Annotated in this window: 16 protein-coding genes; 6 read left to right on the top strand and 10 right to left on the bottom strand. The window is 61.3% G+C overall.

What is annotated here, in order from left to right:
• Window positions 1-54 precede the first annotated feature (54 nt).
• From AC1D06_RS08940 to trxA, 6 genes are all read left to right on the top strand, one after another.
• On the top strand, window positions 55-2,571 hold the full coding sequence (locus AC1D06_RS08940; protein ID WP_477874646.1) for an ATP-binding protein: 2,517 nt from the start codon (window positions 55-57) through the stop codon (window positions 2,569-2,571).
• Window positions 2,568-4,082, top strand: coding sequence for a tRNA (adenosine(37)-N6)-threonylcarbamoyltransferase complex ATPase subunit type 1 TsaE (tsaE, locus tag AC1D06_RS08935; protein ID WP_477985954.1), 1,515 nt, complete (start codon window positions 2,568-2,570; stop codon window positions 4,080-4,082). Before AC1D06_RS08940 ends, tsaE begins: the two co-directional genes overlap by 4 nt.
• A 6-nt stretch (window positions 4,083-4,088) precedes the next feature.
• Complete coding sequence (locus AC1D06_RS08930; protein WP_477985953.1) at window positions 4,089-4,817, top strand: nucleotidyltransferase family protein; 729 nt, start codon at window positions 4,089-4,091, stop codon at window positions 4,815-4,817.
• A 3-nt stretch (window positions 4,818-4,820) separates the two neighbouring features.
• Window positions 4,821-8,006 carry a double-strand break repair protein AddB gene (gene addB / locus AC1D06_RS08925; RefSeq protein WP_477985952.1) on the top strand — a complete coding sequence of 1,062 codons (3,186 nt, stop codon included), beginning with the start codon at window positions 4,821-4,823 and terminating at the stop codon, window positions 8,004-8,006.
• Entirely contained in the window at window positions 7,999-11,541 is a 3,543-nt protein-coding gene (gene addA, locus AC1D06_RS08920) for a double-strand break repair helicase AddA (protein ID WP_477985951.1), read from the top strand. The genes addB and addA overlap by 8 nt, the downstream gene beginning before the upstream one ends.
• A gap of 84 nt (window positions 11,542-11,625) precedes the next feature.
• Window positions 11,626-11,946, top strand: a complete 321-nt coding sequence (gene trxA, locus AC1D06_RS08915; protein WP_477680040.1) for a thioredoxin — start codon at window positions 11,626-11,628, stop codon at window positions 11,944-11,946.
• 81 nt (window positions 11,947-12,027) lie between these two features.
• Here trxA and AC1D06_RS08910 read toward each other — a convergent pair whose 3' ends face one another.
• The 10 genes from AC1D06_RS08910 to AC1D06_RS08865 all read right to left on the bottom strand — a co-directional run bounded on the left by AC1D06_RS08910 (window position 12,028) and on the right by AC1D06_RS08865 (window position 20,957).
• The gene (locus AC1D06_RS08910; protein WP_477985950.1) at window positions 12,028-13,371 is read right to left on the bottom strand and encodes a bifunctional folylpolyglutamate synthase/dihydrofolate synthase; all 1,344 of its coding nucleotides are present in this window, start codon (window positions 13,369-13,371) and stop codon (window positions 12,028-12,030) included.
• Window positions 13,372-13,383: 12 nt separating this feature from the next.
• The gene (accD, locus tag AC1D06_RS08905; RefSeq protein WP_477985949.1) at window positions 13,384-14,313 is read right to left on the bottom strand and encodes an acetyl-CoA carboxylase, carboxyltransferase subunit beta; all 930 of its coding nucleotides are present in this window, start codon (window positions 14,311-14,313) and stop codon (window positions 13,384-13,386) included.
• A gap of 35 nt (window positions 14,314-14,348) precedes the next feature.
• Window positions 14,349-15,188 carry a tryptophan synthase subunit alpha gene (trpA, locus tag AC1D06_RS08900; protein ID WP_477985948.1) on the bottom strand — a complete coding sequence of 280 codons (840 nt, stop codon included), beginning with the start codon at window positions 15,186-15,188 and terminating at the stop codon, window positions 14,349-14,351.
• Window positions 15,189-15,190: 2 nt separating this feature from the next.
• On the bottom strand, window positions 15,191-16,411 hold the full coding sequence (gene trpB, locus AC1D06_RS08895; RefSeq protein ID WP_477874662.1) for a tryptophan synthase subunit beta: 1,221 nt from the start codon (window positions 16,409-16,411) through the stop codon (window positions 15,191-15,193).
• Window positions 16,412-16,421: 10 nt separating this feature from the next.
• Window positions 16,422-17,075, bottom strand: a complete 654-nt coding sequence (locus tag AC1D06_RS08890) for a phosphoribosylanthranilate isomerase (RefSeq protein WP_477874664.1) — start codon at window positions 17,073-17,075, stop codon at window positions 16,422-16,424.
• Between the two features lie 74 nt (window positions 17,076-17,149).
• Window positions 17,150-17,911 carry a M48 family metallopeptidase gene (locus AC1D06_RS08885; protein ID WP_477874666.1) on the bottom strand — a complete coding sequence of 254 codons (762 nt, stop codon included), beginning with the start codon at window positions 17,909-17,911 and terminating at the stop codon, window positions 17,150-17,152.
• Window positions 17,912-17,967: 56 nt separating this feature from the next.
• Entirely contained in the window at window positions 17,968-18,567 is a 600-nt protein-coding gene (locus tag AC1D06_RS08880) for a nitroreductase family protein (protein WP_477874668.1), read from the bottom strand.
• A gap of 13 nt (window positions 18,568-18,580) precedes the next feature.
• The gene (locus AC1D06_RS08875) at window positions 18,581-18,868 is read right to left on the bottom strand and encodes a DUF2218 domain-containing protein (RefSeq protein ID WP_477874670.1); all 288 of its coding nucleotides are present in this window, start codon (window positions 18,866-18,868) and stop codon (window positions 18,581-18,583) included.
• Between the two features lie 107 nt (window positions 18,869-18,975).
• Window positions 18,976-20,064 carry a mannitol dehydrogenase family protein gene (locus AC1D06_RS08870; RefSeq protein WP_477985947.1) on the bottom strand — a complete coding sequence of 363 codons (1,089 nt, stop codon included), beginning with the start codon at window positions 20,062-20,064 and terminating at the stop codon, window positions 18,976-18,978.
• 11 nt (window positions 20,065-20,075) lie between these two features.
• On the bottom strand, window positions 20,076-20,957 hold the full coding sequence (locus AC1D06_RS08865; protein WP_477985946.1) for a GntR family transcriptional regulator: 882 nt from the start codon (window positions 20,955-20,957) through the stop codon (window positions 20,076-20,078).
• Between the last annotated feature and the right edge of the window lie 127 nt (window positions 20,958-21,084).

The raw sequence follows: 21,084 nt of genomic DNA, 5'->3' as shown, positions 1-21,084 counted from the left end.
TCGGGCTGCAGCAGGCAGCATGGCAGAAGACAGGGCAGACGGGGACTGGTCTAGATGGCGGAACACAACAAGGCATTGGTGCGACGTGGAAGGGCTCGGGAGCGGAAATCCCGATCGGGCCTCTCGCTGACGCTCAAGAAGGCCTTGTTCTCGGCAAGCGCCTTGATTCCAGCGGCGGCCGAAGCGGCGGAAGTCGTTCCAGGCCGCTTTTCCTCCGTCAACATCATGGGGATCGCTGCGGCCGCCGGGCTGGTGTCGGTCTCGCTGATCGCCGCCTTCGCGCTGATGCGCAAGCGCAACGTGATGGAAAGCGAGAATCGCCAGATCCGTACCGCGCTTTTCGATGCGCGCAGCAAGATTTCCCGCTACGAATCGCTGATCGCGGACAAGAACCGTCGCATCGTCATCTGGGACGGCCAATCGAGCCAGGCCGAATTCCTCGGCCAGTTGCCGCCGGAAACCGGCGCGCCGGCCAATGACCGCGATTTCCTTGCCTTCGGGCGCTGGCTGAAGCCGCGCTCTGCCGGCGACTTGGAAAGAGCCATCGACCAGTTGCGCAGTCATGCGACCAGTTTCGACATGGTGATCGAGACGAGCCGCGACGAAGTGCTGGAGGCACAAGGACGAGTGTCCGGCGGCCGCGCCTTCGTCCGCTTCGTGGCGCTCAACAATCTGCGCGCCGAACTGGCCGAGCTGCAGATCGAGCGCGAGCAGCTGAATAGCTCGATCCGCACCTTCCAATCGCTGCTCGACGCCATAGACATGCCAAGCTGGCAGCGCGACAAGCAGGGCGCGCTCACCTGGGTAAACGAAGCCTATGGCGAAGCGGTGTCCGCCGCCAGCCCCGAAGCCGTCCTCAAGGAAAGCCGCGAACTGCTGGAGACGGTGACGCGCGAAAAGATCAAGGCGATCGCTACACCCGATAACCCGTTCCGCGACAAGGTCGGCACGGTGGTGGCCGGGAGCCGTACCTTCTACGAAGTGGTCGACGTGCGCACGCCGAACGGCTCGGCCGGCATTGCCGTCGACGTCTCGCGCTCTGAAGCCATCCGCGACGAATTGCGCCGCACGATCAAGAGCCATGCCGAAACGCTCGATATGCTGGCGACGCCGGTGGCGATCTTCGACGAGCGGCAGAGCCTGCAATATTATAATCAGGCCTTCCGCCAGCTCTGGGACCTCGATATTCCCTTCCTCGAATCCTATCCGACCCATGGCGAGCTGCTCGACAAATTGCGCAACCAGGCCAAGCTGCCGGAGCAGCTCAACTGGCGGAACTGGAAGGAAAGCGTACTTTCCGTCTATCGCGCCATCGAGCCGCACAATGACCTCTGGCACCTGCCGAATGGACAGACCTTGCGTGTCTTTGCCACGGCCCGGCCGCAGGGCGGCGCCACCTGGGTGTTCGAGAACCTGACAGAGAAGGTCGATCTCGAAACCCGTTACAACACGCTGCTCAAGGTGCAGGGCGAAACCATCGATCATCTGGCCGAAGGCGTGGCGGTGTTCACCCCCGATGGCAAGGTCACGTTCTCCAACCCCGCTTTCCGGGCGCTCTGGGGCATTACGGCGGAAGAGGCTGCGCCTGGCACGCATATTCGCGCCATCGAGACAGCCTGCCTGCCGTCTTATGAGCAGCCGGACGGTTGGAAGACGTTCACGCGCATTATCACCAGCTTCGACGACCAGCGCGCCCAGGCATCCGGCAAACTGGAGCTCAAGACCAGGCTGGTGCTCGACTATGCAGTGATCCCGCTGCCGAACGCGCAGACCATGCTGACCTTCGTCAACGTCACTGACAGCGAACTCGCCGAACGGGCGCTGAAGGAGAAGAACGAGGCCCTGCAGAAGGCCGACGAGCTCAAGAACGCCTTCGTCCAGCACGTTTCCTACGAGCTGCGCTCGCCGCTGACCAATATTATCGGTTTCACCGATCTTCTGCGCACGCAGGGCATGGACCCGCTCACCAACCGGCAGCAGGAATATCTCGACCACATTTCCAATTCGTCTTCGGTGCTGCTGACGCTGGTCAACGACATTCTTGATCTTGCAACGGTCGACGCCGGCATTATGGAACTGCATTATTCCGATGTGACGATCAACGACCTGCTCGACGAGGTGGCGATGCAGATTGCCCATCGGCTGCAGGAAAACCAGGTGACGCTGAAGATCACCGCCGATCACGATCTCGGCGTCATCCTCGCCGACCACCAGCGGCTCAAGCAGATCTTCCTGAAACTGCTCGCCAATGCGGCCAATTTCGCCCCTGACGGCAGCGCCATAGGCCTCAAATGCTGGCGCGAAGGCAGCGATTTCCTATTCACGGTCTCCGATTCCGGCCCCGGCATGGCGCCGGACATGCTGGCAAAGATTTTCGATCGCTTCGAATCCGACAGCCGCGGCGGGCGCAAGTCGGGCGTGGGCCTCGGTCTTTCGATCGTCGAAAGCTTCGTCAACCTGCATCACGGCTCGATCGAGGTCGACAGCGCACCGGGCCTCGGCACGCGCGTCACCTGCCGCATCCCGACCGGCGTGTTGTCGGCATTGTATCAGGAGAAATCCGCCGGATGACGGATTTTTCTGTATATCTGGCGGATGATGCGGCAACCGCCGCATTCGGCGAAGACCTGGCACTGACCGTCAAACCGGGGGACTGCCTGGCGTTGTCGGGCGATCTCGGCGCCGGCAAGACGGCACTCAGCCGCGCATTGATTCGCGCACTCGCCAATGATGACGACCTTGAAGTTCCAAGTCCGACCTTCACGCTGGTTCAGAGCTACGAGCTGAGAACTCCGGTCAGCCATTTCGATCTCTACCGTCTGGCGGACGAGAGTGAACTGGTCGAACTGGGCCTGGAAGAATCACTCGAAAAGGGTGTCGCGCTGATCGAATGGCCTGATCGCGCCGGCGATTCGCTGCCGAAACAATCGGTGCAAATCTCGATCATTCACGAGAATGACGGCCGGCGACTGACACTTTCGACTGGAAACCAGCGCTTCGCCGATCGGCTGAAGCGGGTCATGGCGATCCGCCGATTCCTGGAAGACCGGGGTTATCATGGCGCCCATCGGCGCTTCCTGACAGGCGATTCATCGCTCCGGGCCTATGAACGCGTCCTGACTGCCGGCGGCGAGCCCTATGTGCTGATGGATTCGCCGGCGCGCTCCAACGGTCCGCCGATCCGCGACGGCAAGCCCTATTCCCAGCTCGTGCATCTGGCAGAGAATGTCAGACCGTTTATCGCGGTTGATAAATATTTGAAAGATATCGGCCTTTCGGCGCCCGCCATCTACGAGAGCGATATCGTCCAGGGCATTTTGCTGATCGAGGACCTCGGCAACGAAGGTGTGATCGATGCGGAAGGCAAACCGATTCGGGAGCGTTACGAAGAAGCGGTGCGCTGCCTGGCGGATTTCCACAAACTGCCGATGCCGGAACGATTGCCGATCGGCAATGGCGAAGACCATGTTTTGCCGAGCTTCGAGCGTTCGACGCTGAAATTCGAATGTGAAGTGCTGCTTGACTGGCATATCCCTTGGCGGCGCGGAGCGCCTGCAAGCGAGGCCGAACGCGCCGAATATCTCGATATCTGGGACCACTTGATCGATGAATTACAAAGCGTCGAGAAACAACTGGTTTTGCGTGACTACCATTCGCCGAATCTCATCTGGCTCAAGGAGCGAATGGATTTCGACCGGATCGGCATCATTGATTTCCAGGATGCGATCATCGGTCCATCCTCCTATGACGTCATGGCGCTCAGCCAGGACGCTCGGGCGACTGTGCCGCGGCCGCTGCGCGACCGGTTGATCGAGATCTATATGGATGCGCGCGAAAAAGCCGGGCCATTCGATCGCGACCTGTTCCTGAAATCCTATGCGATCATGTCGGCGCAGCGCGCCTGCCGCCTGAACGGCCTCTGGGTGCGGCTGATGAACCGCGATCATCTGCCCGGTTACATGCGCCATATGCCGCGCACGCTCTGGCATTTGACCATGTCTTTCGAACATCCGGTGACAGCCCCCTTGCGCGATTGGTGCAAGCGGGCTGGAATCCCGACAGCCGAATCACCGGAAACCTGAACATCCATGATTGAAAATGCGATGGTGCTGGCAGCGGGCCTCGGGACCCGTATGCGGCCAATTACCGATACGATCCCCAAGCCTCTGGTGAAGATCGCCGGCAAGCCGTTGATCGACTATGCGCTCGACCTGCTGAAGGAAGCCGGATCCAGCCGCGCCGTGGTCAATGTGCATTATCTCGCGGATCAAATGCTCGCCCATCTCCAGCATTATCCGGGTCTGGACATCCTGATTTCGGACGAGACCGCCCTACTCCTGAATTCCGGCGGCGGGCTTGCCAAAGGCCTGAAACTGCTGCCGAAAGAACCGGCCTTCGTGATGAATTCCGATCTCTTCTGGATCGGTGAAAGACCTGGCTGCGAGAGCAATTTGCGGCGACTGGCGAAACTCTTCGAGTCCGCGCCGATGGATATGGCCATGCTCTGCGTCCGGCTCGAGGACACGACCGGCCATGACGGCAAGATCGATTTCTCGCTGCTGGACGATGGCCGACTGGTGCGCTACCGGCCCGATGCGCGACAGGGCGTGATCTATGCCGGCGCGATCGTCGTCGATCCGGCCATGTTCGACGACGCGCCGGAGGGACCGTTCAATCTCAACATCTACTTCGACAAGGCGATTGCCGCTGGCCGGCTTTTCGGCATGATTCTCGACGGCCATTGGGTGACGGCCGGCACGCCGGAAGCGATCGGTGCCGCCGAGGACGCGGTCGAACGCTATTCGGAAAGGGTATAGAAAATGTCCGGCGGCCGCGTCTTCACCATCCCGCCCGGCGCGCCCTTCCTCAAAACCCTGGCGCGGTCACTGGCGGACGGATTGTTGATCCCGAGCTTCCGGCTGACGCCGGATAATCCGATGAGTTTGGCACGCGCGACGATCTACGTGCCGACACGGCGCGCGGCGCGGGCGCTGCGTTCCGAATTCGTCGACCTGATGGATGGCCGCTCCGCCATTCTGCCGGTCATCCGGCCGCTTGGCGAAATCGACGATGATGCCGGCTATTTCGACGAAATCCCCGATAGCAATCTCGACCTGCTGCCGCCGGTCTCGCCGCTGACGCGGCTGATCGAGCTGGCGCGGCTGATCCTCATCTGGCGCAATCGGCTGCCGGACATGCTGCGCGACATCCACAATGATTCGCCGCTGGTGGCGCCGGCCAGCCCCGCCGATGCGATCTGGCTGGCGAAGGCGCTGGCCGAATTGATCGATCAGGTCGAAACCGAGGAAACCGGTTGGGAGGGGCTCGACAGGATCGAGCTCGGCGACCGGGCACTCTGGTGGCAGCTGACCGGCGAATTCCTGAAAATCGCCAGCGCCTACTGGCCGTCGCGTCTGGCGGAGCTCAACCGCTCCTCGCCAGCGCTGCGTCGCGGCGAGGCGATCCGTGCCGAAGCCCGCCGTTATGCGCGTGAGCGGACGCCGCATCCGGTCATCGTTGCCGGCTCGACCGGATCGATCCCCGCCACCGCCGACCTGATTTCGGCCATCCACGATCTCGAATGCGGTGTCGTGGTACTGCCTGGCCTCGACCAGACGATGAGTGACGCTCATTGGCAGCTTGCCGGCGCCATCCAATCCGATGGCACGACCAGCACCGACCCTGCCAGCCGCAGCCATCCGCAATATGGCGTTTACCATCTGCTGCAGAAGCTTCGTACGTTGCGGCGCGATGTCATTCCACTCATTGACGAACCACGGGAATTGCAGGCGCGGGGCGCCGCCGTCTCACAGGCCTTTACGCCGGCCGAAGCCGACGTCAATCATCGCCAGTGGCGTGAAGACGGAACCAAAGGCGATGCGACGCGACTGCAGGACGCCTTTGCAGACATCGCTCTGATCGAGGCCACCAATGAGCGCGAGGAGGCGCTTTCCATCGCCATCGCGCTTAAGCTCGCACTGACCGGCAATGACCAGGCGCAGGCAGCGTTGGTGACGCCGGATCGCGATCTGGCGCGCCGCGTGACGGCCGAGCTCAAGCGTTTCGGCATCGAAGCGGACGATTCGGCCGGCACGCCACTGATCTCTTCGCATCACGGCGCGCTCGTCCAGCTCCTGCTCGAATGCGTTCTGCGGCCCGGCGATCCAGTGGCACTGATCGGTCTATTGAAACATCCGCTGATCCGGCTCGGCCGCAGCCGCACCATTCTGGAAGGCGCGGTCAACCGGCTGGAAATGCTGACCATGCGTGGCGGCACAACGCTCGCCAATCCCTCGCAATTGACGCCGTTGATCGGCATTGCGATCGCGGAATTGCAGGAGAACAGGCACAAAAAGCAGTGGCAGGCGCATCTCGTCGTGCTCGATCACCTCGATGAGCTGACGCAGCTGGGTGCCACGATCGAGAAGGCAGTCGAACCGCTGGCGGCACTGCTGGCCCGCTCCGAAGACGGGCGTTCCTCCAGCCGCTTGTCCCTGAACCAGTGGGCGGAGGCGACCGGCCGGGTGCTGGAAAGTTTTTGCGCCGACGAGAGCGGCGATCTCGGCAGTCTCTGGGGCTGCGATGCCGGTCTGGCCCTTGCCAACCTGTTGCGCGACCTGATCGACACCGGCGATACGCTGGAAGCGGATGGGCCGCAATGGATCGATGCGATGACGGCGCTGATTGCCGGCATTGGCATCAGGCCGAAATCGGTCGACCATCCGCGCGTGATGATCTGGGGCACGCTGGAGGCGCGGCTGCAGAGTGTCGATACACTGGTTCTCGGTGGCTTGAACGAAGGTGTCTGGCCAGGTCAGACCGCCAACAATCCCTTCCTGTCGCGGGCGATGAAGACTGAGATCGGCATGGAGCCGCCGGAGCGACGTATCGGCCAGGCGGCCCATGATTTCGTCATGGGCCTCGGCACGAAGAAGCTGGTGCTGACGCGCGCGGTGCGGCAGGGCGGCGCGCCGTCGGTCGCCTCACGGTTTTTGCAGCGGCTGCTGTCGGTCGCCGGCGACGACTTCGGCAGGGTCATGATTGCCGCGGGCGATCGTTACAAGGAGATTGCCGGCACGATCGACCTCGGGCAAGACCAGCCGTTTTCGCCGCGACCCGCGCCGACGCCTGACGCCAGTCTGCAGCCCAAGGGTTATTCCTTCAGCGAGGCCGGGCGGCTGCGGCGCGATCCCTATGCGATCTATGCGCGACGGGTCCTCAAGCTCGATCCGATGGATCCGTTCAACCAGGATCCGGGGGCACTGGAGCGGGGCAACATCTACCACGCAGTGGTCGAGCAGTTCACACGCGAGGGCATCGATCCCCGCGCCCCAAATGCTTTCGTCGCGATCCAGGAAATTGCCCAGGACGTCTTCGACCAGGCGCAGTTGCCGCTGCATATCGATGCCATCTGGAGGCCGCGCTTCATGGACGTGGCGCGCGAATTCCTGACATATGAGGCGGCGCGGCGATCCGATATTATCAGCACTTCTGTCGAAATCGATGCGCGGATGGAAATGCCGGGGCTGACGGTCTCCGGCCGTGCCGACCGCATCGATATCCGCAAGGACGGCAAGGCGGATATCATCGATTACAAGACCGGGCTTTCGCCGTCGGTGAAGGAGGCAAGGTCGCTTCTCGATCCGCAGCTGTCGCTGGAGGCTGCCGCGCTCAGGGCCGGCGCTTTCAAAGGGTTGAAGGCGCTGGATACGGAAAACCTGATCTATGTGCGGTTGCGTCCCGGGCGAAATTTCAAGGCGGAGCCGGTCAACAACGACAAATCCCAACGCACCAGACCAGAGGATCGCAAATCGGCGGAGGATCTGGCCACCGAATCAATCACCCAGCTTGCCAAACTCACCGAAGCCCTGAAAACCGGCCGGGCCGGTTTCAAGTCGCGAGTCGCCCCCTTCCGCGACCGCGACTATGGCGGCGACTACGACCATCTTGCCCGCGTCGCCGAATGGTCCGCGGCGGATAGCGAGGAGGAGGCCGGCGATGAATGACACCATTCGCGACAGGCCAGCGCTGACCGCGCTGGACGAAACCACCCGGCGTCAGCGTCTTGCGTCTGGTCCTTCGCGCTCGGTCTGGGTGTCTGCCAATGCCGGGTCCGGCAAGACGCATGTGCTGACTCAGCGCGTCATCCGCCTGATGCTCGCCGGCACACGGCCATCCTCGATCCTCTGTCTCACCTATACCAAGGCAGCGGCCTCGGAAATGTCCAACCGGGTGTTCGAGCGGCTGTCGCACTGGACCTCGCTTGATGACGCGGCGCTGGCTGAGGAAATCTCCGAGATGGAAGGTGCCCGGCCGGACCGGATCAAGCTCGGCGAGGCGCGAAAACTGTTTGCCCGGGCGCTCGAATCGCCGGGCGGGTTGAAGATCCAGACAATCCACGCCTTCTGCGAAGCGCTGCTGCACCAGTTTCCACTGGAGGCCAATGTCGCCGGTCATTTCAGCGTCCTCGACGACAAGGCCGCTTCGAGCCTGCTCTCCGAGGCTCGCCGCATCCTGTTGACCGCCACGCAGGCGAAAAACAATCCTGCGCTGGCGAAAGCCTTCTACGACGTGCTCGGCATTGCCGATGAAAGCGGTCTCAATCGCTTGCTCAGCGATGTCATCAGCCAACGCACGGCGATCCGCCGCTTTCTTGCCTTTGCCGCGCCGCGCGGCGGCTTTGCGACAGCACTGGCCCAGTCGCTGGGGTTGAAGGGTGGCCAGACGCTCGAGGATATCGCCCGAAAAGCCTGGCCGCTGCCGGGCCTGGGGGCAGGTCAGGTACAGGATTATCTGGCGCTCGCCAATTCCACCGGTGGCGTCAAGGTGCAGGAAACGGCTTACAAGCTCAACCTCGCTGTGCATGAAAACGAACCGGTAAGCAGGCTGGAATTGTTGCGCTCCACTTTCCTGAAACAGGACGAGACGCCCTATGCCGATGCCAGCTTTTCAAGCGCGGCGATGCGCAAGGTCAACCCCGGTCTTTGCGATCGTGTCGCGGGTCTGCGCGACTTTATTCAGACGGTCTGGCAGGAATACAAGACATTTCGGATGTACGAGGCGACCGTCAGCGCGCTGACACTGGCCGAGCAGTTGATCGACAATTACGAACAGCTGAAGAAGGAACGCAGCTTCCTCGATTTCGAGGATTTCATTACCCGCACCGAGTCGCTGCTGAAGAAAGAGGACATCGGCCCTTGGGTGCACTATAAGCTCGACCAAGGCATTGACCATATCCTTGTCGACGAAGCGCAGGATACCAGCCCGACACAATGGCAAATTATCAACTCGCTTAGTGACGAGTTTTTTGCCGGCGCTGGTATGAGGCTGCTGACCCGAACCATGTTCGTCGTTGGCGACGAAAAGCAATCAATCTATTCATTTCAAGGCGCCCGACCTGAAAGATTCGCGCTCGAACGCCGCGCCACAGGAGAGCGTGCCAAGACAGGTGGCCAGGAATTTGAGCCGGTCAGCCTCTACGTTTCCTTCCGTTCCACCGAGGATGTGCTGACCGCCGTCGACAAGGTGTTCGAGAACCCCGACAATGCCCGCGGGCTGAGTTTTGAGCAGGAGGCGGTGGTGCACGAAACCAGCCGCCAGGGTCAGGCCGGTACAGTCGACATATGGGAGACGATCGCCGACGAGACGGAAACCGAGGAGGACGAGGACTGGCTGGCGCCGTTCGACCGGCTGCCCGAACAATCTTCCGCTGTGCGGCTGGCGCAGCGCATGGCTGCGTCTATTCAGGAAATGATCGGAAAGGCGACACTGAACACGCGAAAGGGACCGCGTGCCATCGTTGCCGGCGACATTCTTGTGCTGGTGCGCAAGCGTGACAGCTTTGCCGCGGCTCTGGCGCGCGAGCTGAAGAGCCGCCGCAATATTCCCGTTGCCGGCACCGACCGGCTGGTTCTGGCGAACCACATCGCCGTGCGCGACCTGATGTCGCTCGGCCGGTTCATTCTCCTGGTCGAGGATGACCTGTCGCTGGCGGAACTGGTGAAATCGCCGCTCTTCAATCTCGACGAAGACCGCCTTTTCGAGCTCTGCGCCAATCGGAACGCGTCCGAAAGCGTCTGGCAGAAGCTGAACCGGCTGGCAGGGACTGATCCTGTCTGGAGCTCGATGCGCGACGTGCTGGAGCGCTGGCGCCGGTCGGCATGGACGCTTCGAGTCTATGATTTCTATGCCACTTTGCTTGGCGCCGACGGTGGGCGGGCGAAATTCCTGGCTCGTTTCGGCAGCGAAGTGAGCGATGTGCTCGACGAATTCCTCAATTTCGCCCTCGATCACGAGCAGGCCGGCCTGCCGGGGCTGGCCGCCTTTATCGCCACGCTGGAACAGGATTCGCCGGAGATCAAACGCGAGCAGGACAAAGGCCGCAACGAAGTGCGGATCATGACCGTGCACGCCTCCAAGGGTCTGGAAGCGCCGGTGGTTTTCCTCGTCGACGGCAGTTCGAAACCGTTCGACAAGACGCTGCTGTCGAAGCTGCGGCTGATCGAGGATACCCGCGTGCCGGTGGCGATTCCTGTCTGGTATCCCGGCAAGGATTTTCTCAATCCGACGATCAGCGCCGATGACCTGCGTCTGGAACAAGCGGCCGAGGAAGAATATCGTCGGCTGCTCTATGTCGGCATGACACGCGCCTCGGACCGGCTGATTCTCTGCAGCTTCCGCAAGAAGCGCGATGTCGATGGCACCTGGGCGAAGATGACAGCCGCAGCGCTGAGCGGCGACGGTGCACGCTGCACGGAGGTGACGTTCCGAGCCGGTGCATTGGAATGGCAGGGCTGGAAATGGCGGCACAGCCCGGAAAGCGAGAACGTGGCGGCCGCCCCGGTCGAGGCTGTCGAGCGGAGCCAGGCGGAGCCTCCCGCAGCACTATTTTCACCGCTGCCGGCCCAGAGGCACCTGCCGAGGCCGCTTGCACCGTCCGGGGCGCATGTGATCATTGACGAGCAGGAGGGCGAGACAATCGTTCCATCCGCCCTGTTCGCCGAGAAGCAGCCGGCGGGACATGCGCAGATTCGCGGCAAACTTATCCATCGCCTCTTGCAGACGTTGACAGAGTTCGCACCGGAAGACCGAGCGGCGGCGGCAGAACGCTATTTGGCGCGCGCCGTGCCGCATTGGTCCGAGAGCGAGCAGCGGACTTTAGCCAACCGCGTGCTTGCGATCCTTGAGGAGCCGCAGTTTGCCGTCCTGCATGGCGAGAACTCACAGGCAGAAGTGTCGATCATGGGAATGATTCATATCGGCGGCCGTGACTATGCGGTCTCCGGCCGTATCGACCGGATGGGTGTGGATGGAGACGACGTCTTCATCCTCGATTACAAGACCAATCTGGTGCCGCCGGCGACCGCTGACGACATCCCCTTCGCGCATCGGGCGCAGCTGGCGCTCTATCGCGAGGTTTTAAAACCTATTTTTCCAGGCAAAACCGTGCATTGCCTGCTGATCTACACCGAGGGGCCACATCTTTATTCTTTGGGCGAAGCGGAACTTGGAAAAGCCCTGCTTGCTATTTCAAGCCAATGATTTACCCATTGAATATCAAGCGGCACATACACACATATTGTTGCAAGTTAGAGGCGGGCGGTGCCCGCATAGAAGGAGAGCATCATGGCAACCGTGAAAGTCGACACCAACAATTTCCAGACAGAAGTCCTCAATTCGGCCGAACCCGTGGTCGTTGATTTCTGGGCGGAATGGTGCGGCCCCTGTAAGATGATTGCTCCGGCTCTGGAAGAGATCGCCAATGAGATGAACGGCAAGGTGAAGATCGCCAAGCTCAATATCGACGACAATCCGGAGCTCGCTGCCCAGTTCGGTGTGCGCTCCATCCCGACGCTCGCGATCTTTAAGAACGGTCAGGTCGCCGACATCAAGGTCGGCGCTGCGCCGAAGACCGCGCTCAACGCCTGGATCAACGGCGCTGCCTGATTCACGTGAAACAATTCTGTGGAAAAGCTCGGTCATTGGCCGGGCTTTTTTATTGAAGGTTAACGGGAACCGGGATGGCCGCTATTCCGGCAGCGTTCCATTCTCTTCCAAAATATTACCGGCGAAATAAAGCGATCCACCAATGAGGATGCGCGGTGGCCGTTCATTTTCCTCGATCTCTGCGGAAATGTCGCTCAGCGCTGCGGCGGCGGATGCAGCCGGTGCGGCAACAAGACCGACTTCTGCCGCATCGCTCGCCAGCGCCACAGGGTCAAGGCCTGAATCCGAATTGCGGATCGCCACCGTAAAGACCTTTCGCGCCACCCCCTGGAAGGCCTCGAAGTAGCCTTTTGGATCCTTGGTATTGATCATGCCGGTGATCAGATAGAGCGGCCGCGGGTCACGCTCCTCAAATGCCACCATCGCCTCTGCCACGGCGCGGCCGCCATGCGGGTTATGGCCGCCGTCGAGCCAGACTTCGGCGCCCACCGGCGCGAATGGCATGAGATCGCCGGTCTTCAGGCGCTGCAAGCGGGCCGGCCAGGAAACATTCTTCATCGCGCGCGCGACGATGTCGGTCGTCAGTCTGAAGCCAGCGCTCTTGATCGCGCGGATTGCGGCGGCGGCGTTGGCATGCTGATGCCGTCCGGGCAGCGCCGGAAGCGGCAGATCCATAAGCCCGTCCTGATCCTGATAGACCAGCCGGCCATTTTCCTCATAGGCCAGGTAATCCTGGCCATAGACTTGCAGCCGGCTTCCTGCCTTCTCGGCCGTTTCGACCAGCAGGTCCAGCGCCGCCTGCTCTTCCTGGCGACCGACGACGACCGGGCGCCCCTTTTTGATGATACCGGCCTTGGCCTTGGCGATATCGGTGATCGTTTCGCCGAGCCAGGCCTGGTGATCATAGGCAATCGGCATGATCAGCGAAACGGCAGGATCGGTGATGACATTGGTGGCGTCGAACTCGCCACCCAGCCCGACTTCGACGATCGCGGCATCGGCCGGATGTTCCGAAAACAGAATGAACAGTACCGCCGTCAGGATCTCGAAAACCGTGATCGACTGCCCGGCATTGGCCTTTTCGGCGCGCAGCACCGCATCGCACAGTTCGTCGTCGCTGACCAGCCGGCCGCTGCCATCAGGCACACCGATGCGGTAGCGCTCGTGCCAGCGCACCAGATGCGGCGAGGTATGGACATGGGCGGAAAGGCCGGAAGCTTCGATCAATGCGCGGCTGAAAGCCGTCGCGGAACCCTTGCCGTTGGTGCCGGCGACATGGATGATCGGCGGCATTCGGTCCTGCGGTCGACCGAGGTCTTCCAGCAGACGGACAATCCGGTCGAGCGACAGATCGAAACCGCGCGGATAGATGCCGAGCAGCCGCTCGATCTCCTGTTCGGCGCGGCTGGGCACGGAATTCGACATGCTTTCGTCCGATTATTCGGCAGCCAGGGCTAGGACCGGCTTGCCCGCTTCGAAGCCCTCTTCCAAATCCTGCTCGACACCCGCGCCCGGCAAGCCGGTCATCATGCGGGTGAGGCGGGCAAGCGTGCCGGGAATGTCGTGGCGCTTGATGACCATGTCGACCATGCCGTGTTCCAGCAGATATTCAGAGGTCTGGAAGCCATCCGGCAGCTTTTCGCGGATCGTCTGTTCGATGACGCGTTTGCCGGCAAAGCAGATTTCAGCGCCTGGTTCGGCGAGATGCACGTCACCCAGCATCGCATAGGAAGCGGTGACGCCGCCGGTGGTCGGGTTGGTGAGCACGACGAAATAGGGAAGGCCGGCTTCCTTCAGCATTTCCACGGCAACGGTGGTGCGCGGCAATTGCATCAGCGACAGGATGCCTTCCTGCATGCGGGCTCCGCCGGAAGCCGGGAAAATCACCAGCGGACAACGTTCCTGGATGGCGCGCTCGAAAGCCTTGATGATCGCTTCGCCGGCGGCCATGCCGAGCGAGCCGCCCATGAAGGCGAATTCGTGGATCACGGCGACCATCTTGACGCCGCGCACCTGGCCGAGGCCGGCGAGGATCGTGTCTTCCTGGCTGGTCTTGGTGCGGCCGTCCTTCAGCCGGTCGGCATAGCGCTTGGAATCGCGGAAACGAAGCGGGTCCTGCGCCACTTTCGGCTGCGGCAGGGCTTCGTAGATACCATCATCGAAAAGATCGGCCATGCGATCCTTGGCCGGCATCTTCATGTGATAGCCGGAGCCGGGAATGACATATTTGTTGGCTTCCAGCTCCTTGTGGAAGACCATTTCCCCGGTTTCGGGGCACTTGATCCAGAGGTTCTCCGGAGTCTCGACCGCAGGACGTCCGAGCATCGAGCTGATCTTCGGCCGGACGAAATTGGTAATCCAGTTCATGGCAGTGAACTCCTTTTCCGGATCATATGGCGATATTATTCGGCGGCCGCAAGGCGAGCGCTGCGGACACCGGATGATAGGCCGTTAACGAAGGCGACGACCGCCTGCACCGTATCTGCGCTGGCATGACCGTCTTTATCGAGCGAAGTGGCAACCTGATTGACGATAGCGGTACCGACGACGACGCCATCGGCGGCCGCGCCGATCAGGCGGGCATGTTCAGCTGTCTTAACGCCGAAGCCGACACAGACCGGCAGGTCGGTGTGACCCTTGATGCGACGGACAGCGGAAGCGATCTTCGACGGATCGGGCAAAGCCGAGCCGGTGATGCCGGTCATCGACACATAATACACGAAGCCAGATGTGTTCGAGAGCACCTTGGGCAGGCGGCGATCGTCTGTGGTCGGGGTCGCCAGGCGGATGAAATTGATGCCTTTGGCCAGCGCCGGGATGCAGAGTTCGTCATCCATCTCGGCCGGCAGATCGACGATGATCAGGCCGTCAATGCCGGCTTCGACCGCCTCGTCGAGGAATTTGTCGACGCCGTGGACATAGATCGGATTGTAATAACCCATCATCACCAGCGGCGTGGTCTGGTCGGCCTTACGGAATTCGCGGGCCATATCCAGCGTTTTCACCAGGGTCTGGCCAGCCTTGAGCGCCCGCTGGCCGGCCATCTGGATCGCCGGGCCGTCGGCCATCGGGTCGGAGAAGGGTGCGCCGAGCTCGATAATGTCGGCGCCGGCGCCCGGAAGCGCCTTCATGATCGCCAAAGACGTTTCATAATCAGGGTCGCCGGCCATGAAATATGTGACCAGGGCCGGACGGCCTTCGGCCTTCAGATCGGCGAATTTCTTGTCCATGCGTGCAGTCATTCTCAGAGCCCCATTCCCAGAATCTTGCCGACGGTAAAGATGTCCTTGTCGCCGCGACCGGAGAGGTTCATCAGGATGATCTGGTCTTTATCCATTTTCGGTGCACGTTTGATCACTTCGGCAATAGCATGGCTCGGTTCCAGCGCCGGAATGATACCTTCGAGCTTGGTGAGCAATTGGAAGGCTTCAAGCGCCTCGGTGTCCATGATCGGCACATATTCGGCGCGGCCGATATCATGCAGCCAGGCATGTTCCGGACCGATGCCCGGATAGTCGAGGCCGGCGGAGATCGAATGGCCTTCGAGGATCTGGCCGTCGTCGTTCTGCAGGAGATAGGTGCGGTTGCCATGCAGCACGCCGGGCGAACCGGCAGTGATCGAAGCACAGTGCTCGACACCCTGGAGGCCGTGGCCGCCCGCTTCGACGCCGACGATCTTGACGCTGTCGTCATCGAGGAACGGATGGAAAATGCCGATGGCATTGGAGCCGCCGCCGACAGCCGCAATCACCATATCGGGCAGCTTGCCCTCGGCTTCCAAAAGCTGCGCCTTGGCCTCGGTGCCGATCACCGACTGGAAGTCACGCACCATTTCCGGATAGGGATGCGGGCCGGCCGCGGTGCCGATCAGGTAATAGGTGTCGTCGACATTGGTGACCCAGTCGCGCAACGCCTCGTTCATCGCGTCTTTGAGCGTGCCGTTGCCGGCCGTGACCGGCACGACCTCTGCCCCGAGCAGTTTCATGCGGAAGACGTTCGGTGACTGACGCTCGACATCGGTGGCGCCCATATAGACGACGCAAGGGTAGCCGAAGCGCGCGCAAACAGTGGCCGAGGCCACACCGTGCTGGCCGGCGCCGGTTTCGGCGATGATGCGCGTCTTGCCCATCCGCTTGGCCAGCAGGATCTGGCCGATGCAATTGTTGATCTTGTGCGAACCGGTGTGGTTCAGCTCTTCGCGCTTGAAATAGATTTTCGCGCCGCCGAGGTGCTGGGTCAGGCGTTCGGCATAATAGAGCGGGCTCGGGCGGCCGATATAGTGGGCGCCAAGCGACTTCAGTTCGGCCTGGAATTCCGGGTCGGTCTTGGCCTTTTCCCATTCCGCCTGCAGATCGAGGATTAGCGGCATCAGCGTCTCGGCGACGAAACGGCCGCCGAAAATCCCGAACCGGCCGTCTTCATCGGGACCGGTTCGAAGTGTATTGGGTTTGAAGGCCTCGTTCACTGATGTCTCCCTAGGCCGCCTGCATTGCCTGGCGCACGGCGGCGAAAAATGCGTCGATCATGTTCAAATCCTTGACGCCCGGGCTCGACTCCAGGCCGGAGGAGGCGTCGATGCCCCGCGGGCGGGCGATGCGCAGTGCTTCGCCGATATTGTCCTTGTTGAGCCCGCCGGACAAAAAATAGTCGATGGACGGGTCGAGGCCGACCAACAGGTTCCAGTCGAAGGACACGCCATTGCCACCTGGAAGTTCTGAATTCTTCGGCGGTTTGGCATCGAACAGGAACCGATTGGCAATCCCGTCATAGGGCTCGATCTTCCGGAGATCGTCGGCAGTCTGGATCGACAGTGCCTTGATCACCGGCAGGCCGGTCACGGCCTTGAGGTTGAGAATGCGCTCGGGCGTTTCCCTGCCGTGCAGCTGCAGCATATCGGGGCGAAGGAGATCGATGATCTCGTCGAGATCATCGGGGTCAGCATCGACGGTAACGGAGACGATCTTGGCCTTGCCGCGCACGCGGTCGGCCAGCCGGCCGGCATCGGCGGGCTCGATATAGCGAGGGCTCTTTTCAAAGAAGATGAAGCCGATATGCGTGGCCCCGAGCGCCACCGCGCGATCGACCGCTTCCTCGGTCTTCAGCCCGCAGATTTTGATATCGAGTGTCATTTGGCCCAAGTCGCACGAAATGCCTGCGAAGTCGAGTGTTTTTGCGCCGCAAATGCGCTGACATTACGTCAGTTTCAGCTTCCGAAGTCATGGACGTGAAGCAACGCGCCGTTCCTCTTCAACCAATGCTTGGCTTCGAGCGATTGCGGGCAGAGTTTTTCGCAGATCGCCCAGAACCTGTCAGAATGGTTCATTTCGGCAAGATGGGCCACTTCGTGAGCCGCGAGATAGTCGATCACATAGGGGGGCGCCATGACGATGCGCCAGGAAAAGCTCAGGTTTCCGTCATGGGAACAGGAGCCCCAGCGGCTCTTGGTGTCCTTGAGGGTGATCGAACTGACCTTTTTGCCGATCGCGCCAGCATGGGCCGCAGAGCGTTCAGCGAGGTCCTTGCGTGCCTCCGCCTTGAGAAAATCCTTAAGGCGGCGGGAAAGATGATCTTCGGCGCCGCCAACCAGCAGCACTTTTTCACCTTCGATCTCGACCGCTTCGGTCAGGCCGCGCAGCTTGCCGGTGCGCTCGACGCGATGCGGCACGCCGCGCAGCGATACATAGCGGCCTTCGGTCAAAGCATTGTTGCGGGGAAAACGGGCGAGCTTGGTCATCAGCCAGCCCTGATGACGCGCCAGGAAATCATCGATCTCGCGCGGCTTGAGGCCGCGCGGAACGGTGAGTTTCAGGGATTGGCCGCCGGGATCGATGCGTAGCGTCAGACGACGCGCCCGCGCATCGGTCTTGATCGTCAAGGGTAGCTTGCGCCCCTCGATCTCGATCGTGCGCGTTTGCTGGGCGCCCGGCCGCTCCGGTTTCTGCAGAAAGGTCAGTCGCGAAAGCATGCGCGAGACCTAGCAGATTCGACTGCGATCATAAACGGTATTCTCGGGGCACCCGCTCAGGCCTTGAACTCGCCCTTGAAGACGATTTCCGACAAAGGCTTGCGCTGGCTTTGCACTTCGCGGCCACGAAAACGCTCCGACAGCATCTCTTTCGGCGCAAGCCGGCCAACGGCGATGGCAGCCTCGACCAGGTATTCGGACTCGGGGATACCGAGTTCGGCGCTGATCTTGTCGGCATGGATGCCGGCCATCGGGTGGGCGATATAGCCCAGCATCGTTGCTTGCAGCGTGAAGGTCTGCATCGCGGCTCCGGCATCGAGCGAATGCGTCCGGTTTGGACGCGGCTCGGAACCGTCCTTCGGCATGGTGTGAAGTTTCGACGCCACGATCACCAGAGCCGAAGCATTGACCACCCAGGCACGGTTTCCCTCGACCAGGAAGTCGAGATATTGCTCCCAATTGGCGTCATTGCGCATGGCATAGCTGAAGCGCCAGGGCTGGTGGTTGCTGGCCGACTGCGCCCAGCGGGCGGCTTCGAACATGGTGAGCAGATCGCTTTCCGGCATCGGTTCGCCCGGGAAAGAGCGCGCTGCCCAGCGTTCGAGGAAGACCGGATCAATCGGGTGATCGGCCTTGCGATTGTTGATTTCAGTCATCTCCTGCCTGCCCTTACGCCGACTTCCGCCAGGCGAATTCAAGCTCTTCGCGAAAAGCGAAACGCTTCAGGTGATCCGCCACGACCGTTTCCATCCGCTCCAGAGCGTCATCATCGGCGGTGAGTGCCAGATGCAGTTCTGCGGCGTCGGCCTGGAGGTCGAGCCGCGCGCCCGAGGGAAATTCCACCCGGCCCTTTTCCGGATCGAATTCGGTGGTCATCTTGTGGGACCAGTGCTTGCAGAGCTGTTGCAGGTAGCGGCTGGCATTTTCGGTTTTCACATCGGCACGGGCTTCAACCATCGGAGATCCTCTTTCGCAAAATCCCCCCGTATGTGGTCGAAAAACAGCCCTTCGCCAAGGTGCAATGCAGCGACAAATCGTTCACTGGATGGCGATTGGCAGCAATCTCAGCCGGCTGAGGCCAGAAGTGCCTCAAGCGCAGGCGCGCGATTGCCGGACCAAGCGAGGAATCCACCCGCGCGGCGGCGGATTTTTTCCGCATGATTGTCGGCGATATCGGCCAGGCGATGGTTGAGGAAGGGGTTTTCGAAGCGCTCGATTGTCTGCGCCACGTAGGTTTCGGCTTCGCTGCCCATGCCCATGCGGGCAAAACCGGGCACCACGTCTTCGCCATAGAGACGCGCCAGCCGTTCGCGTTGGTCCGGGATTGCCAGGATCTCTCGCACGGTCAGGTCGCGCGGCAGGTCCGATTTCAGCCAGCCGTCCGTGAGGAAAGTGTGGCCGAGATTGAGGATGAAAAGCTTGAGATGGGCGAAGGAGGAAATATCGTCGGTAACGACGATCGAGGGATGCGTGCACGGCAGGACCTGACCCGGCCGGCTCTCGATTGCCCAGAGCGCATAGGGTTCGGCCACTGCGCCGGCAGGTTCGAGCGCTTCGGAGACGATCCGATCGACGAGAGTATTGGAGAAAATCACCGAGGAATCGAGCCATTCGAGGAAGGATGGCCTGAGGCCCCAGCGTTTTGCCAGTGTCCGGACAATGTCTCCCAGCACGTCGCCGTTGCGGCTGACAAGCTCCGCCGGCAATATGGTCAGCGGTTCGCCGCTGCGGTCGAAACGATAGTAGAGCAGTTTGGCAAGCTTGCCGGGAAACGAGGCTGGAACGCTTGCCGGATAAGCGCTCTTCTCGGCGGATATGTCATATCCCTTGTCGGCGGTGTTGCAGATCACGACTTTCGCTTCGTCGCCAAAAATCCGCTCGGTCTCGTCCCAGTCGGAATGCGCCGAGATCGCCCGTTTCACCGAGGTCACAGCCGTCACCCTGTCGACCACCGCGCCATCCTGCTTGCCGCGGATATGGACTGGAAAACCCTCCGGCGACGCCAAAGCTGCAAGTCTGTGGCTACGCTCGGCCGAACCGGTCGTCTGCACGACGGTGATGCCGCCCAGCGCGTCTTCGGCCTCGCTGACGAACAAATCGGCATGGGCCTGCAGGAAACGGCTGGTACCGAACTGGAGGATGGGCGTCCGCATTGCAAGTCTCCTCAATGGGGCACGGATTGCATCAAGGTCTCGCGCGCCGAACGCAGATGGAGGCGACAGGCCTCATCGATCCTGGCCGGGTCGCGCGAGCGCAGAGCTGCGATATAGTCGAGATGTTCGCGCAGCGCCCGCTCGTTGCGAATACGCGCGAAGGCTTTGTTCCACTGGTAGTGATAGTGGAAGATGAAGGCAATGACGTCGTAGAAATCGACGACGAAACGGTTTCCCGACGCCTTGTGCACCAGGAGATGGAAGCGCTCGTCGAGCGGCGAGAAATCCTTGTAGCGGCGGTCGATATCCGCGAGCATCTCGCGATGTTCTTGTTCGATTGCCTCCAGGTCGGCCCAGGCGGGATGGCTGGCGGGCAGCATTGCAAAGGCCGCGGCCGAGCGCAATTCGAACATCTCGCGCACTTCCGTCAGTTCGAGCGCGAAGTCCATGGTGAAACCCTTGAGCACCCAATGGCTGTTCGGCCGCTTTTCAATCAGGCCGAAGCGCGAGAAACGGATCAGGAATTCGCGGACGCTGGTGGTGCCGGCGCCGATCTCGCGCGCCAGTTCCGTCTCATTGATCTGCGTGCCCGGTTCGACCTGGCCGGTGAGAATCCGGCGCATGAAGCTGCGCTCGATGATTTCATTGAGCGAGTTGGTTTCGTCGTCGGGGAAATAATCCTGGTCCTGCGGCGGGCGCAGAATGACTTTCTGCCGCTTGTCCCAGGTGATCAGCCCGGAATCGCGCATGCGCGACAGAATCGCGCGAACCGTGGTGCGGCTGATGCCGTATTTCTCTCCGAGTTCCGGCTCCGAGGGCAGGTTTTGCCTGCCATCGAGATCGCCCAGGCAGCGATTATAGGCTTCCTTGAACACTGTGTTCTGCCGAGCCATGCAGCACCTACTCCCGTCTTTTCGTTCCCTTTACGACGCGCGGCAGCGGCGCGCGTTTTGTCATTGACGGCTAATTGTATATTGTAGATAAAAGACAAAATCAAATATGCAGAATGCTGTTCGCACA

The organism is Rhizobium sp. P2_G2, assembly GCF_056403555.1.
Note: the sequence above shows the minus strand (reverse complement) of the source record. Positions and strands in the feature narration are given on the sequence as shown.